Source organism: Streptomyces sirii, assembly GCF_045690365.1.
Classification (GTDB): domain Bacteria; phylum Actinomycetota; class Actinomycetes; order Streptomycetales; family Streptomycetaceae; genus Streptomyces; species Streptomyces sirii.
The window spans coordinates 3976102-3990717 of record NZ_CP147982.1 but is presented as its reverse complement, the minus strand read 5'-3'; the positions used below and the strand labels follow the sequence as shown (position 1 = coordinate 3990717).

Genomic DNA, 14616 nt, shown 5'->3' with positions numbered 1-14616 from the left:
TGCCGCCAATGAGGGGAGCGGGTGTGTCGCGGGGCGGCCGTCATTCGGCGACGGCCTCCACGATCGACGGATAGGCCGCGGTCGGCAGCACCCGCGTCAGCCGGAAGCCGTTCGCGCCCAGCAGCGTCGCGAACTCCTCGGCGGTGCGCTCCTGGGCGTCGAGGATCGCCATCATCGCGACGTCCAGGGTCTTGCCGAAGTGCGGGCCGTTGCCCGCCGGCAGGACGGAGTCGACGACCAGCAGCCTGCCGCCCGTCGCCATGGCCGCGTGGCAGGCGCGCAGGATGCGCCGGCAGGCGTCGTCGGACCAGTCGTGAAGGATGTGCTTGAGGATGTAGACATCGCCGCCGGACGGCACGGAGAGGAAGAAGTCGCCCTCCTCGGTGCGCCAGCGCCCCTTCAACTCGTCGCCGTCCAGCAGATGGTCGGCCAGCGGCGGCGCCTGGTCGAAGAGCACCCCCGTCAGCTTCGGGTGGCGGCGCAGCACATCGCGCAGCAGGCCGCCGCGGCCCCCGCCGACGTCCACGACCGTGCCGGTCTCGGGGAACGGGTACGCGGCCACCACGGCCTCGTCCACCGGACCGGAGATGGACGACATCCCGCTGTCGAAGAGCGCACGGGTGGTCGGATCCGACAGCAGATGCTCGAAGAAGGGCGCCCCGAAGAGCCGCTCGAAGGAGGCGCCGCCATGCTGCACCGCCTCCGGCATACCGGCCGACGCCTGAAGGAACATGTCGTCGGTCATCATCATGACGGCGGGGTGCAGCGACTGCGGGGCGTTCGTGCGCAGCGCCTCGGCGGTCGGCGTCAGCTGGAAGGCGCCGCCGGCGTCCTCCCGGAAGATGCCGCGGGTGGCGAGGTAGCGCAGTACGCGGCGCAGATGCGGGGCGTGGGTGCCGGTGGCGGCGGCGAGCTGCTCGACGGTGCGGGGGCCCTCGCCGAGGTGGTCGGCGACGCGGTGGTGGGCGGCGGTGCGCAAGGCCGCGGAGAAGAGGTGGCCCATGGCGTGTTCCATCAGATGGGCCGAGATGTCATGGGGCTCGCCGGTCGGGTGGTGGGATGAAGTGGCCAACGTCAGCCTCCGGTCGTCGACTTGAGGCCTGCTGAGCGGCGGTCGCAGGCTGGGTGATCCACGGTTGCAGCCTGGGGCTGCGGTGTCACGGTGAGTGGGGTGACCAACCGCTAAGTCCGGCCAGTGGACGGGGTGTCCGGTGGGTGGGCCGGCAGCGGGCGGGCGCTTCGATGGCGGGTGACGCTTCATGGTCGAATGCGTGTATGAGCGACAGCGACACGTACGGAAAGACCGGAGAGACCGCCACGGCCGCAGAGACCGCCACGACCGGAGCGAGGCCGACGACCGGACGGGCGACCGCGCCCGCCGCCGTCCTCGCCCCGCTCGACGACCGCCTCACGGACCTCGTCGCCCTCTACGAAGACCTCCACCGCCACCCCGAACTCGGCTTCCAGGAGACCCGTACCGCCGCCGAGGCCGCCCGCCGGCTGGCCGAGCACGGCTACGAGGTCACCACCGGCATCGCCCGGACGGGCGTCGTCGGGGTACTGCGCAACGGCCCCGGTCCGGTGGTCCTGCTCCGTGCCGACATGGACGCGCTGCCGGTCACCGAGAACTCCGGCCTGGACTACGCCTCCACGGTCCCCGGCGTGATGCACGCCTGCGGCCACGACGTACACGTCACCTGTCTGCTGGGCGCCGCGGACCTGCTCGCGGCCGGCCGGGAGCACTGGTCCGGCACGCTGATCGCGCTCTTCCAGCCCGCCGAGGAGGTCGGCAGCGGCGCCCGCGCCATGGTCGACGCCGGGCTGTACAGCAAGGGCCTGGTGCCCACCCCCGACGTGGTGCTGGCCCAGCACGTCGCCCCGTTCGGCGCCGGGCTGATCGCGTACTGCCCCGGCGCCTGCATGGCCGCCGCCGACAGTCTGGAGATCACCTTCCACGGCACCGGCGGCCACGGCTCACGCCCCGAGACCACCGTCGACCCGATCCTGATGGCGGCGTCCTTCGTCCAGCGGGTGCAGTCCGTGGTGGCCCGCGAGGTCGCACCCAAGGACCGGGTGGTGGTCACCGTCGGCTCCTTCCAGGCCGGGGACACCGCCAACGTCATCCCCGACCGGGCCGTCGTACGGCTCAGCGTCCGCACCTTCGACGAGACCGTGCGCACCGCCGTACTGGCCGCCATCGACCGCATCGCCCGCGCCGAGGCCGCCGCCTCCGGCGCGGACCGCGCTCCCGAGACCGAACTGCTGGACTCCTTCCCCGTCACCGTCAACGACGCGGCGACCCTGCGCGGCGTCAACGCGGAGTTCACCCGGCTCTTCGGCGAGCAGCGGCTGTTCGCCTACGAACCGGCGACCGGCAGCGAGGACGCCGGACTCCTGGCGACCGCCGCCGAGGCGCCCCTCTACTACTGGTGGCTGGGCGGCTGGGACCCCGAGGAGTTCCGGACGGCTTTGGCGACCGGGCGGCTGGCCCAGGACATCCCCTCCAACCACTCACCGCACTTCGTACCGGTGGTCCGGCCGACCCTCACCATGGGCGTCGAAGCGCTGACCGCGGCGGCACTGAACCAGTTCGCCCCGGGGGCCGTATCGGCTGGTTGACCTTGTCCCAGGGGAAAGCCCCAGCATCGGCGGTGCCGGGCCCCGAGCGCCCGGTACGAGGAAGAAGGCGAACGGCCGGACGGGCTTTTCGGCTGACGGACAGTCGGCCGGACCGCCGGCCGGGACCCGGGAGGAGCACGCCGCATGGCCGCCGAACTGCTGACCATCGGAGCGTTCGCACGCGCCTCCCGGCTCTCGCCGAAGGCACTGCGCCTCTACGACGAGCTCGGTCTGCTGCGCCCGGCGCACGTGGACCCGTTCAACGGCTACCGCCACTACGCCCCGGCCCAGCTGGAGCGGGCCCGGCTGGTCTCCTGGCTGCGCCGGCTCGGCATGCCGCTGGCCCGCGTCCGCGAGGTGTGCGAACTGCCCGGGGACGCGGCGGCCGAGGCGGTCGCCGCGTACTGGGCACAGGTCGAGGCCGACACCGCCGCGCGCCGTGAACTGGCCGCCTTCCTCGTCGATCAGCTGCAGCGGAAGGACATCGCCATGACCACTTCACCCGCCATAACCCTGCGCTACGCCGCCCGCACCGACCGGGGGCTGGTCCGCCCGACCGACCAGGACGCCGCCTACGCCGGACCGCGGCTGCTCGCCGTGGCCGACGGCTTCGGCCCGAGCGGCGGCCCGGCGGCGGCCGCCGCGATAGCGGAGCTGAGGGCCCTGGAGGCCGCGGAAGCGACCTCGACGGACCCGCTCACCGCGCTGGAGGAGGCCGCCCAGCGCGCCAACCGCGCCGCCCCGTCGGCGGACGAGGCGACCGGCAGCACCCTGACCGCCCTGCTCCGCTCCGGCTCGCAGCTGGCCCTGCTGCACATCGGCGACTCCCGCGCCTACGTCCTGCGCGACTCCGGCCTCTTCCGCATCACCCACGACCACAGCCTGGTCCAGTCCCTGGTCGACCAGGGACGGCTCACGCCCGAGGAGGCGCCGTCGCATCCGCAGCGCGCACAGCTGCTGCGGGCGCTCGACGGGGGCCCGGAGTTCGCCCCCGATCTGCAGTTGCTTCAGGCGCGGCCCGGTGAGCGGTACCTGCTGTGCACCGACGGGCTGTACGGGGTGGTGCCGATCGAGGCCCTCCAGGACGTGCTGACCGCGGCCACCGACCCCGACCAGGCCGTACGGGACCTGATCGGGCTCGCCCACCAGGCCGGCGCACCGGACAACGTCGGTTGCGTCGTCGCGGACGTGGCCGCGGTGAAATGACGGTATTCGTGTGCGCGGGCTGCGACGCCGTGTTGAGCGCCCCGGTGTCGCAGGTCGCGCTCCCCGTCCACGCCCACCAGGAATGGGGGAACGGCGTACTGCTCCCGGTGCTCATGGAGTCGGGCACCTACGCCGTGGACCCGGCTCCTTGGGGGCCGCCGTGGCGGCGGTGGAGCGAGGTCGGGGAGCACGAGGCGGCCGCCCGCGGCGTGTTCGCGCCGGTGTACGCCCTGTCCTACGGCATCCCGGGAGCGATCGTCGTCGCACCCGGGGACACCCGCGGCACCGTCCTGATCCCGGATCGTTGCAGCGGCTACTGCTGCGGGTTGGACGGCGGCGACGGCCCGAACCTCGCCTGCGAGAGATGCGGCCGGGCCGTGGCGACCCGCATCGACGACTGTTCGCTGTGGCAGGTGGTGTGGTTCGCCCCGGACGCGGTACGCGGCCTGCCCGCCGACGAGCCGGCCGCTCGTACGGTCGGCTGGGAGGTGGCGCCGACGCGGGAGCGGCAGGGCCCGCCGCCGGTCGATCAGACCGGGCAGTGGAGCCCGCAGTGGGAGGCGGCCGCCGGAGCGGGACTGGCGCATCTGCTGGCGGCCTCGTCGGGGACACCCGTGGACGTCCCCGACGGCCTCCTCTCGGACCTGTTCGGCCGTGCTCTCGACGCGCTGCTGCCGGGCGGGGCGGCGCCGGCTGGGGCGCCGGCGAAGACCATGGCGCCGGCCGGACCGGGCCTGCCCGTCCCGGACCCCGCCCCCGACATCGTCCTGGTGCCGCGGCACCCGCGGACGGGGGACCCGTGGCAGCCCTCCGGCACCGTCCAGGCCGTGCCGCTGCCCGCCGAGGTATGGGCGCACCTGGCCTTCCCCCGCGAACGGCTGCCGGTCCCGGTGACCGGCGGGCTGCCGGACGGAGTCCTCCGCGACGACCCACCGCCGATGCGTCCGTGGCGGCCGCTGTGGCCGGACCGGGAGATCTTCCTCGACACGCTGGCACGGCTTCCCGCCGTCCGGAAGCCATGGCTGCGCGGCGTCTACGACCGCGTGCGGGACCGCCGCTCCTACCCTCACCTGTTCTAGGGCGCCCTAGGGGGCCGCGCTAGGAGTGTCCGCCTCAGGCGATCCCCTTCAGCATCCCCTTGAAGTACAGCTGCGGCAGGCCGTAGCGCTTGAGGAACCACATGTCGGTGCGCTCGCGGGTGGTGTCGAGGAACGGGATGGAGGGGGTCGGCCGCAGGTCGTAGTCGAACTCGGCGAGCAGCATCTTGTGGCGGGCGGTGACCAGGGGGCAGGAGGTGTAGCCGTCGTAGTGGGCGGTGGCGGGGCGCCCGCGCAGACCGGCAAGGAGGTTGGCGACGACGACCGGGGCCTGCTTGCGGATCGCCGCACCCGTCTTGGAGGTGGGCAGGTTGGCGACATCGCCGAGCACGAACACCTCGGGGAAGTCGGGGTGTTGGAGGGTCCGCCGGTCGGCCTTGACGTACCCGTAGGGGGAGTCGGGGTCGGCGAGCGGGCCGTTGGCCAGCCACTCGGGGGCGCGCTGCGGCGGTACGGCGTGCAGCAGGTCGTAGTGGACGGTCTCGGCCTCGCCGGTGGCGTGATCGGTGATCACCGCCGTGCGTGCCGCGCCGTCCAGAGCGGTCATCTCGGAGCGCAGACGTACCTCGATGCCGTACCGCCGGGCGGTCTCCTCCAGCGCGCGATTGAAGACCGGCACCTTGAACATGGTGGGTTCCGGGAGCACCAGGATGGTGCGGATCGCGCCCAGTACGCCGCGCTTGCGCCAGTGGTCGGCCGCCAGGTACGCGATCTTCTGCGGGGCGCCGCCGCACTTCACCGGCCCGGACGGCATGGTGAACAGCGCGGTGCCGCGGCGCGTCCGGCGGATCATGTCCCAGGTGAGCGGGGCGAGATCAGGTCGGTAGTTACTGGTCACGCCGCCGTGCCCGAGGGCCGCGGCCAGGCCGGGCACGCCGTCCCAGTCGAGCCGCAGGCCGGGCGCCAGGACCAGCCGCTCGTAGGACAGGACCCGGCCGGAGCCGGTGGTGACCGTACGGGCGGCCGGATCGACGGCGGTGGCACGCTCGCGCAGCCAGCGCACGCCGGGCGGTATGAGCTCCGCCTCGGTGCGCAGCGAGGCGCGCAGCGGGGCCTGACCGCCGCCCACCAGCGTCCACAGCGGCTGGTACCAGTGCGTCTCGGAGGGCTCCAGCAGGGCGATGTCCCGGAGCCCGGCGCGGCGTAAGCGGGCGGCGACGGTGATGCCCGCGGTGCCGCCACCGACGATCAGAACGCGGTGGTGGGCCTGGGCGGCGGTGGGGGACGACATGCGGTTCCTCCTGGTGGTCGGCTCGGACATGCCGGTCGGCATGCCGGTCGGAGTGCCGGGGTGGTGGCTTCGACGGTCGATTCTTGACGGTTGGTCAGAGGCGGGGTACGGCGGTGGCCGCCATGACGACGGCGACGACGGTGACGAGGCACGCGAAGGCCGTGGCCAGCGTCTGCGGGCGCAGCCGGGCGGTGAGCCGCGGGCCGAGATGGCTGCCGAGCGCCGCGCAGGCCGCGAAGCCGGCCAGCAGCGGCCAGTCCAGGGCGATCGTGCCGGCCCGAGTGCCCAGCGCGGTGAGGGAGTTGATCAGGACGACGAGGAGCGAGGTGCCGATGGCCACCGGCATCTCCAGGCCCAGGACCAGGGTGAGCGCGGGGACGACCACAAAGCCTCCACCGACTCCGAAGAAGCCGGTGAGCAGCCCTATCGCGGATGCGGTGGCGGCGACACGGGAGACCTTCACGGGGACCCGTACGGGGTCCGGGGCGGGATGGTCCCGTACGGGCTCCGGTACCCGTACGGGCTCCGCTATGAGGTCGTCCCGTACGGGGTCCCGTAAGGGAGTGGTCGCCGCCGGGGCTCCCGTCACGTCTCCCGTCGCGCTTTCCGTCGGGGTGTCGGTCGTGCGCCGCTCGCGCAGCCCCCGTCGCGCCAGCATCGCCGCCACCACGAGCATCAGCGCCGCGAACGCCGCCATCAGGACGCCGGGTGGCAGCGCCGCGCTCCAACGGGAGCCGAGGTAGCTGCCGGCCGTACCCAGTACGCCCAAGGCGGTGCCGGCCGCCCAGTGGACCCGGCGGGCACGGGCGTGGCAGACGAGTCCGGTCACCGCGCCGACCGTGACGACGATCAGCGCGCCCGCGGTCGCCTCGTGCGGTGACTGCCCCAGCAGATACACCAGCGCGGGCACCGCCAGCACCGAACCGCCACCGCCCAGCGCCCCCAGCAGCAGCCCTATCAGCAGCCCGCACGGCAGCGCCGCGACGGCTAAAAGGACAGACACGCTACGCGGACGGACAGGAGGCCGAGGACGGATACCCGTCCGGGGACGGGGCGGCGGCGCGCGGCGCGAGGGCGACGTTCCGGCTGTCGTCCGACCACTCCGCGACGAAGGTGAACCGGTCGCCGCGGACCACCGTCTCCCGCCACTCCACCGGCCGCTCCCCGGCCCGGCCCAGCCGCTCGATGGCGAAGGCCGCCTCCCGGTCGGCCAGCCCCAGCAGCCACGCCTGCCGGACGTCCGGCAGGAACGGCTGGATCCGCTCCCGGCCGCCGGTGACCTTCACCGAGCAGCGCCGCGACAGCTCACCGTAGAGCGAGGTGTGCCCGAAGTCGGCCTCCAGCAGCGGCTCGGCGATCTCGGCGGGCAGATAGGCGGTGTCGTGGGCGAGCGGTTCGCCGTCCGCGAGCCGCAGCCGCTCCAGTACGACCAGCGGCGCGTCCGGGACCAGCCCCAGATGGCCCGCGATCGTCCCGTCCGCGGTCCGCTCCAGCCGCAGCACCTCGCTGCGCTGCTCGACGCCCTGCCCCTCCAGCTCGCGGAAGAGGCTGTAGAGCGAGCCCAGCGGCTGCTGTATGCGGCGGGTGTCCAGCCGGCTGGCGCGGCCGCGTTCGGCGATCACCAGGCCGTCGGCGCGCAGTTTGCGCAGCGCCTCGCGGACGGTGTGCCGGCTCACCGCGTACTCGCCGGTGAGCCGGTGCTCGGCCGGGAACTCGTCGGTGAACGCACCGGCTGCCATCCGGCGGCGCAGATCGTCGAAGAGCTGCGCCCAGAGAGGGAGCGGTGAGCGCCGGTCCAGGGGGCGCGGTCCGTGCCCGCCGGGGGCGGCGCCGTCCGGCGGCGGCTCGGTCGTCATGGTGGCTCCTCCGGAGCGTACGGGTGGGTGCGCTGGTGGTCGGTGGTGTCTCACACGTCTCGTCAGCTGACGCCGCATCGGGCTGAGGCGACGTCAAGCTGATGCGGACTGCGGGCTGATGCGAGGGATGCGGTGGATGGCGTGAGAGTCCACCCCCCGCTTGTCGCCCGCCGACCAGGCTCCTTAATGTACGTACATCCGTGCATCCGCACAACGCACTCCACCCGCACCACGCTCAAGCGGACCCCGCCCACGCGCCCGGCGTCCGCCCGCCCCCCTGGAGGCCGACCGTGCATTTCGCCCAGTACTACCTCGACTGCCTCTCCCAGGCGTCGTACCTGATCGGTGACCGCACCACCGGACGCGCCGTCCTCGTCGACCCGCGCCGCGACATCGACGACTACCTGCGCGACGCGGAAGCCGCCGGCCTGCGCATCGAACTCGTCATCGAGACCCACATTCACGCCGACTTCCTCTCCGGCCACCTGGAGATCGCACGGGCCACCGGCGCCACCATCGCCTTCGGCGAGGCCGCCGAAACCGGCTTCCCCATAAGGCGGTTACGAGACGGTGAGCGCATCCGGCTGGGGGCGCGAGAAGGCGAGGGGAACACCGAAGGAGCCGGTGAAGGGGCCGCTGAGGAGGGCTCTGTAGGGGGCTTTGGAGGGGTCACCCTCACCGTCCTCGCCACCCCCGGCCACACCATGGAGTCCATCTGCCTGGTCGTCCACGAAAACCCCGACGACGACGTGCCGTTCGGGGTGCTCACCGGCGACACCCTCTTCGTCGGCGATGTCGGCCGCCCCGATCTGCTCTCCGCGGCCGGCCACTCCCCGGAGGACATGGCCCTGCGCCTGCATCACTCCCTGCACACCAAACTCATGGTTCTCCCGGACGCGACCCGGGTCTTCCCCGCACATGGCGCCGGCTCGGCCTGCGGCCGGAGCCTGTCCACCGAGACCAGCTCCACCATCGGCGACCAGCGCCGCCTCAACTACGCCGTGCAGCCCATGCCGCAGGACGCCTTCGTCCGACTGGTCACCGCGGGGCAGCCCGCCACCCCCGGCTACTTCGCGCACGATGCGGCCCTCAACCGGGACGGTCACCCCCTCCTGGAGGCCGTCCCGCTGCCCGCCCTCACTCTGGAGGAGGCGCTCGCGGCCCGCGACCAGCAGGGCGCCGCCCTCCTCGACTGCCGCCCGCTGGCCGTGTACACCCGCGCGCATCTGGCCGGATCGCTGCATACGAGCCTGGACACCCGGTTCGCGGAGTACGCCGGCAGCGTGGTGGCCCCGGGCACCCCGATCGTGCTGCTCGCCGACCCCGGCAAGGAGCAGGAGGCCCGCCTGCGCCTGGCCCGCATCGGCTATGACCGCGTGCTCGGCCATCTGCCCGACCCCGCCGCCGCATTGGACCGCGCGCCCGCGCTGGTCCGGCACAGCCATCGCATCCGTCCCGAGGAACTGCCGCCGGAGGCAGCCGGCTTGGGTGGTGAGGGAGCCGTCGACACGGAGGCGGCCGACGACCAGGTGGCGCACGCCCAGCTGGTCGACAACCGGGGGGCGCACGCCCAGCTGGTCGACGTCCGCAATCCGACCGAGTACGCGGTGGGCGCCCTCCCCGGTGCCCGCAGCATCCCGTTGGCCAGCCTCACCGACCGCATCGCCGAACTGGACCCGTCGCGCCCGGTCGTCCTCTACTGCCGCAGCGGGAACCGGTCGGTGATCGCGGCGGCGCTGCTGGAGGCGCACGGGTTCGGGGACGTGTGCGATGTGGTGGGCGGATACGAGGCGGCGGGCGCGGCGAGGCGGTGAACGCCCGCGCCGAATGCGTTCGTTCACCCTTGGCGGCCCTCCCGGCGAAGTGCGCGTAACCGCACGCGTACCAGCACGATGGCCACGGCGGCGACGGCGAGGCAGGCGGCAGCGGGCAGGGCCAGGGACGGACGGGCGTCACTCCCCGCTCCGCCGCCACCGACAAGGGCCAGCCCCACTCCCGCCGTGGCCGTCATCACGGCCTTGGTCACTCCGGAGGCCTCGCCCGCGCGCTCGCGGCGTACGACCGCCTGGGTGCCGGTGAGGGCCGGCCCGCCGGCCACGCCCAGCGCCGCCGCGGCGGCCGTCGAGGCCGCCACCAGGGCGCGCGTGCCCGTACCGGGCCCGACGGCGCACAGCGCGGCCGCGGCGGTGGTCAGGCAGACCGCCATCGCCGGCACGGCCCGTACCGGCCGCACCCGGCCGGCCAGCGGGCCACCGGCGGCCAGGGCGACCGCCGGAGCCAGGAAGGCCGCCCCCGCGTCCAGGGCGGACCACCCCCGTTCCTGTTGGAGCAGCAGTGGGACCACGTACAACAGGGCCACGGTCGCGGAGTTGGCGGCCGCACCGGCCACGGTCAGGGCCACATACGGGCGGTTGCGGAACAGCGCCGGGTCCACCAGTGGGCCGGGGGAGCGGCGCTCGGCCCGTACGAACAGCGCGCCGAGCACCAGCGCGGCGGCCGCCCGGTGCCAGGCCTCGGGGTGTTCCAGCCAACGAGCCAGGCAGACCAGCGCGCCGGTGGCGGCGACCGCTCCCGTGAGGTCGAGGGGGTGCTTTCCCGCATCCGGGGCACGTGATTCGGCCGTCCGGAGGGCGCAGGCGGCGGCCGCCACGGCCAGCGGCACCGTCAGCCAGAAGACGGCCCGCCAGGACACGAACCGGGCCAGCGCGCCGCCGACGAACGGGCCGCAGACGGTGGCCAGTCCGGCCAGGCCCAGCGCCCGGCCGATCGCCCGTTGCCCGCGCCCCGGTGGGCAGGCGTTGGTGAGCAGGGCCAGACCGGCGGGCATGATCAGCGCGCCGCCCGCACCCTGGAGCAACCGCGCCGCCACCAGGAGCGGCATCGACGGCGCGAGCGCGCACAGCGCGGCCGCGGCGGCGAACAGCGCCAGCCCCAGGGCCAGCATCCGGCGGCGCCCCCACAGGTCGGCCAGCCGGCCGGCGACCGGCATCAGGGAGCCGGCGGTGAGCAGATAGCCGCCGACCACCCAGGGCAGGGCGGTCCGGGAACCGTCCAGTTCGGTGCGGATGACCGGGAGCGCCGGGTTCAGCGCGAAGGAGTCCAACTGCACACAGAAGGCGCCGGTGGCGACGGCGGCCAGCGCCCAACGGGCCCGGGAGCGCACAGACGAGGGCGAGTGCGCGGGCGGGCGCGAGCGCGGACGCGGGGGCGGTACGGATTCCGGTGTGACGGACATGAGGGCACCTCTCACGAGCCCCTCGGGCACGGATGCTCAGGGGTTGGCGGAAAACGGCAGGGGAGAGGAGGGATGGGGTGCACCAGAAGGGGGAAGGACCCGTACGCGGCGAGAGCCGTGGGCAGCAGTAGCCGTAGGCGGCAGGGCGGGGGACCGTAGGCGGCAGGAGCCTGAGGAGGCAGTCCCGTAGGGGAAGTCCCTCTGGGGGAAGAGCCCGTAAGGGTGTCACCGCCGTGGTGCGGGAAGGGGCGGGCGCCGGCCCCGTACAGCGGACGTTCAGCGATCGTTGATCGGTGATCTACATGCTGATCCGCATGTTGCGCCGTGTGATCTCAGAGCATGTAGAAGACGCCCGCGAAGTTCAAGAGCCGGACGCGTCGCGGGTCGCCCTCACCTGGAGTGGGGAGCCGGGGCGTCTGGAGGAACTGACGCACGGCATGCTTCTCGACCAGGCCGCCCGGGCCGCTGCCGCGCTGGCCCGGCTCGGGGTGCGGGCCGGCGACCGGGTCGCGGTCCATCTGCCGCTGGTCCCGGAGTCGGTGATCGCCACCCTCGCCTGCGGCCGGCTGGATGCGATACGTACCACGCTGCCGGTCTCGCTGACCGTGCCCGAACTGGTCGCGCGCACCCGGGAGTCGGACGCCCGAGTGGTGATCACGGCGGACGCGGCGTTCTGGGACGGGGCCGTACGACCGGTGAAGGCTCTGCTCGACCATGCACTGGCGCGAGGCGCGGCCGCGGGGGGCGCGTCCGATCGCACGGTGCTGGTGGTGAACCGCTGCTCGCGTCCGGTGTCCTGGAAGCCCGGCCGCGACATGTGGTGGCACGAGGCGCTGGAGGGGGCGGTGAAGAGCCGCTGACGGCCACGGCCGTCCTGACTTCCGCGGACACCCGACACCCTTAGGGGCACTCACCCGATAAGGCCGCGAAAACAGGCAGTCGGCTCCCTCGCTGCCTAGCGTGGGACCTGTGTGCCACAGCCGACAGGCCTGTGCCACACCCACCGGACCTGTGCCACGGCCAACGGAAGGGTGATCACCCATGCCCCACGACCAGGCCTACGCGCGCCATCCCCTGCCCGGCATCGACCGCAATCGCCCCCGCAGACGCAAACACGCCTCCCAGAGCCCGCCGACCCGGCCCCATGACGGGCAGCGCCCGCACCCCGTACCCACCCATGACAAGGGCAGCCAGGGCCGGTCCGCCGCGGGCGCCGATTAACCAGTCGAGTCTTCGGCGAGCGGCCGGTAGCTTCCCGGCATGACGTCCTCATCGCTACGCCTGGAGAAGGTCACGCCGGACAACGTCGAGGCCGCATGCCGGCTGGCGGTGCGGCCGGACCAGGAGGGGCTGGTGGCGCCGGTGGCGCGGTCGCTGGCCGAGGCGTATGCGCAGCCCGAGATCGCCTGGCCCCGGTTGATCTTCGACGGCGCACAGCTCGTGGGCTTCGTCATGGGCTTCTTTCTCGTCCGCTTCGACCCGGAGAACCCGCGGGACAGGCTGCGCTCGGGAATCTGGCGCCTGAACATCGCCGCCGATCAACAGGGCCGGGGCTACGGCCGGTTCGCCGTGGAGTCCGTGTGCGAGGAAATCCGCGGGCGCGGGCAGAGCCGGGCGACGGTGACCTGGGTCCCGGGGGAGCACGGCCCGGAACGGTTCTACCGGCGACTCGGCTTCGTGCGGACCGGAGAGCTGAGCGGCGACCAGGTCGTCGGGGAGCTCTCCTTGACCGACTGACTGTCTCACCGACCGGCCGACCGGCCGAGTGGCTGGCCGACCGGCTCACTGGCCGACTGACCGAGTGGCTGGGCGGCCGACCGGCTGCGTGGCCGTCCGGCTCACGCTCGCCGGCCGGCGTACGTGCGTGCTGAACGGCGGCAGTGCCCGGCCCGCCCGTACCCTGGAGACGTGAGCACCACCCCCGAATCCGAGCAGACCCCCGGGCCCGAGGCCGCCGCCGCTACCGATGGCGACGGCAGCGGCGTCCAGGCTCCGGCCGCTGCGCCGGTACCGCGCCCGACCCGCAAGCCCGCCGCGAGGCTGATCTTCGACGACCCGCTGAGCCAGCAGTCCTCCGACGACACCGATCGCGGCTGGGGCGAGCGCCCGGCCGGCGGTGACAGCGCCGCCGATCTCGCCCGCTTCCTCGACGAAAAGCCGCCCCACCACCTCTGAGCGAGGCGAGGGGGCGGCATGTGCCGGCCTCTGGCGCCTGCTACTCGTGGGTCTTCTGGGAGCCGATGGTCCCCGAGGCGGAGGGCGGCAGGGTGGGCGAGCCGCCGCGCTGGGCGATCAGCGCATCGCGGATCTCGGCGAGCAGCTCGACCTCGGTCTGGGACACCGGGGTGTCATCGACCGGCTTCTTGGCGTCCTGGCGTTCCTTCCACTTGTTCATCGGAAGGATCATGAGGAAGTAGACGACCGCTGCGGTGATCAGGAACGTCAGCGCGGCGCTCAGCACCGAGCCCCAGAGGATGTAGATGCCGTCGGTGAACGCGCCCGTCTTGGGGTCCTTGGCGCACGTCTCGGTCAAGCAGGACTGGTAGTGGTCCAGGTTCTGCGAGCCGAGGGCGCCCACGATGGGGCTGATGACGCCCTTCACCACCGCGTTGACGATGTTGGTGAACGCCGCACCGACGACGACCGCGACCGCGAGTTCGACGACGTTGCCTCGCATCAGGAATTCCCGGAAGCCTGCGAGGACGCTTCTCTTCTCCGTGCTCACCTATGAGGACCCTTCTTGTCTGGCCGATGCGCCTCGAAGGATGATCCCGGACCTGCTCAGGCTGCGCAACTCGGGTCATGTGAGATGCTTTTCCATAAGGCTCCCTTTTGGTGCTGGTCGAGATATGGGCGATCTCCGCTTTGCTTCATGGTTCGGTGTGGTGAGGCGAGTGGAGCGTGGGTGCGTGGTCGAATGCCTGCCTTTCCGTTTCATAGTCACGTATGGACATTTGAGTTCCGACTTGCTGCCAGGTCAGGTCGGAAGAAGAGGGGAAGGGGAAATGCTTGCTCCGCAGGGGTTGGAAAGTCGCTGCCCGCCGGGCCGGCTGTCCCCGCGCCGTCCCCGTCCGGAGGCTGCTCCCTCCCCGGGCGGGCGCCCACGGTGTCGGGCGGCTCGTCGTCGTCAATAAGTGATTCTCTGACGACAAGGCGGGGTTTAAGGAGGCGGTGATCGTCTCGTGTGTGCGACCGACTTGAGGCGGGTGGTGACAAGCTCAAGGAAGTCCGCGGGTGAGGGGGAAAGAGAGACGGGAAGAGCCGGGGAGAAGTGGACGAATATGGCCGTCGCCCACGGAAGTTCGTTGAAAGTTCTCTGAAATATCGCCGCTGTCATGAGCGCTTTGGCGATCAGACGTGCGCCGAGGCGAA

General features: G+C 72.8%; 14 protein-coding genes. 8 read left to right on the top strand and 6 right to left on the bottom strand.

Annotated elements, in window-relative coordinates; translation table 11 throughout:
- Positions 1-40: 40 nt before the first annotated feature.
- Entirely contained in the window at positions 41-1072 is a 1032-nt protein-coding gene (locus WAB15_RS17760) for a methyltransferase (RefSeq protein ID WP_407286853.1), read from the bottom strand.
- Between the two features lie 203 nt (positions 1073-1275).
- On the opposite strand from WAB15_RS17760, the gene WAB15_RS17755 reads away from it, so the two are divergent.
- The 3 genes from WAB15_RS17755 (at position 1276) to WAB15_RS17745 (ending at position 4904) form a co-directional block, all read left to right on the top strand.
- A complete protein-coding gene (locus WAB15_RS17755) occupies positions 1276-2619 on the top strand; it encodes an amidohydrolase (protein WP_399146679.1) in 1344 nt (447 codons plus the stop codon).
- Between the two features lie 144 nt (positions 2620-2763).
- Positions 2764-3825 (top strand): MerR family transcriptional regulator, encoded by a 1062-nt coding sequence (locus tag WAB15_RS17750; RefSeq protein WP_407286852.1) that lies wholly within the window; start codon positions 2764-2766, stop codon positions 3823-3825.
- On the top strand, positions 3822-4904 hold the full coding sequence (locus tag WAB15_RS17745; protein ID WP_407286851.1) for a hypothetical protein: 1083 nt from the start codon (positions 3822-3824) through the stop codon (positions 4902-4904). The genes WAB15_RS17750 and WAB15_RS17745 overlap by 4 nt, the downstream gene beginning before the upstream one ends.
- Positions 4905-4938: 34 nt before the next feature.
- Here WAB15_RS17745 and WAB15_RS17740 read toward each other — a convergent pair whose 3' ends face one another.
- The 3 genes from WAB15_RS17740 to WAB15_RS17730 form a co-directional block, all read right to left on the bottom strand.
- On the bottom strand, positions 4939-6153 hold the full coding sequence (locus tag WAB15_RS17740; protein ID WP_399146682.1) for an FAD-dependent oxidoreductase: 1215 nt from the start codon (positions 6151-6153) through the stop codon (positions 4939-4941).
- Positions 6154-6247: 94 nt separating this feature from the next.
- A complete protein-coding gene (locus WAB15_RS17735; RefSeq protein WP_407286850.1) occupies positions 6248-7156 on the bottom strand; it encodes a sulfite exporter TauE/SafE family protein in 909 nt (302 codons plus the stop codon).
- Position 7157: 1 nt separating this feature from the next.
- Positions 7158-8009 (bottom strand): GntR family transcriptional regulator, encoded by an 852-nt coding sequence (locus WAB15_RS17730; protein ID WP_393487655.1) that lies wholly within the window; start codon positions 8007-8009, stop codon positions 7158-7160.
- Between the two features lie 290 nt (positions 8010-8299).
- Here WAB15_RS17730 and WAB15_RS17725 point away from each other — a divergent pair, with 290 nt between their 5' ends.
- On the top strand, positions 8300-9823 hold the full coding sequence (locus WAB15_RS17725; RefSeq protein ID WP_407286849.1) for a rhodanese-like domain-containing protein: 1524 nt from the start codon (positions 8300-8302) through the stop codon (positions 9821-9823).
- Positions 9824-9846: 23 nt separating this feature from the next.
- Here WAB15_RS17725 and WAB15_RS17720 read toward each other — a convergent pair whose 3' ends face one another.
- A complete protein-coding gene (locus WAB15_RS17720) occupies positions 9847-11244 on the bottom strand; it encodes an MFS transporter (protein WP_407286848.1) in 1398 nt (465 codons plus the stop codon).
- Between the two features lie 314 nt (positions 11245-11558).
- Here WAB15_RS17720 and WAB15_RS17715 point away from each other — a divergent pair, with 314 nt between their 5' ends.
- The 4 genes from WAB15_RS17715 (at position 11559) to WAB15_RS17700 (ending at position 13419) form a co-directional block, all read left to right on the top strand.
- The gene (locus WAB15_RS17715; protein WP_407286847.1) at positions 11559-12104 is read left to right on the top strand and encodes an AMP-binding protein; all 546 of its coding nucleotides are present in this window, start codon (positions 11559-11561) and stop codon (positions 12102-12104) included.
- A gap of 181 nt (positions 12105-12285) precedes the next feature.
- Positions 12286-12465 (top strand): hypothetical protein, encoded by a 180-nt coding sequence (locus WAB15_RS17710; RefSeq protein WP_407286846.1) that lies wholly within the window; start codon positions 12286-12288, stop codon positions 12463-12465.
- A 39-nt stretch (positions 12466-12504) separates the two neighbouring features.
- Complete coding sequence (locus tag WAB15_RS17705) at positions 12505-12981, top strand: GNAT family N-acetyltransferase (protein ID WP_399146688.1); 477 nt, start codon at positions 12505-12507, stop codon at positions 12979-12981.
- Between the two features lie 171 nt (positions 12982-13152).
- Entirely contained in the window at positions 13153-13419 is a 267-nt protein-coding gene (locus WAB15_RS17700; RefSeq protein ID WP_407286845.1) for a hypothetical protein, read from the top strand.
- Between the two features lie 40 nt (positions 13420-13459).
- Here WAB15_RS17700 and mscL read toward each other — a convergent pair whose 3' ends face one another.
- Complete coding sequence (gene mscL / locus WAB15_RS17695) at positions 13460-13969, bottom strand: large conductance mechanosensitive channel protein MscL (protein WP_399146690.1); 510 nt, start codon at positions 13967-13969, stop codon at positions 13460-13462.
- Positions 13970-14616: the final 647 nt, after the last annotated feature.

What these genes read in the sequence shown, in the direction of transcription:
- WAB15_RS17755 (WP_399146679.1), top strand. Translation starts at nt 1,276, where the DNA reads ATGAGCGACAGCGACACGTACGGAAAGACCGGAGAGACCGCCACGGCC.
- WAB15_RS17750 (WP_407286852.1), top strand. Translation starts at nt 2,764, where the DNA reads ATGGCCGCCGAACTGCTGACCATCGGAGCGTTCGCACGCGCCTCCCGG.
- WAB15_RS17745 (WP_407286851.1), top strand. Translation starts at nt 3,822, where the DNA reads ATGACGGTATTCGTGTGCGCGGGCTGCGACGCCGTGTTGAGCGCCCCG.
- WAB15_RS17740 (WP_399146682.1), bottom strand. Translation starts at nt 6,153, where the DNA reads ATGTCGTCCCCCACCGCCGCCCAGGCCCACCACCGCGTTCTGATCGTC.
- WAB15_RS17730 (WP_393487655.1), bottom strand. Translation starts at nt 8,009, where the DNA reads ATGACGACCGAGCCGCCGCCGGACGGCGCCGCCCCCGGCGGGCACGGA.
- WAB15_RS17720 (WP_407286848.1), bottom strand. Translation starts at nt 11,244, where the DNA reads ATGTCCGTCACACCGGAATCCGTACCGCCCCCGCGTCCGCGCTCGCGC.
- WAB15_RS17715 (WP_407286847.1), top strand. Translation starts at nt 11,559, where the DNA reads ATGTTGCGCCGTGTGATCTCAGAGCATGTAGAAGACGCCCGCGAAGTT.
- WAB15_RS17710 (WP_407286846.1), top strand. Translation starts at nt 12,286, where the DNA reads ATGCCCCACGACCAGGCCTACGCGCGCCATCCCCTGCCCGGCATCGAC.
- WAB15_RS17705 (WP_399146688.1), top strand. Translation starts at nt 12,505, where the DNA reads ATGACGTCCTCATCGCTACGCCTGGAGAAGGTCACGCCGGACAACGTC.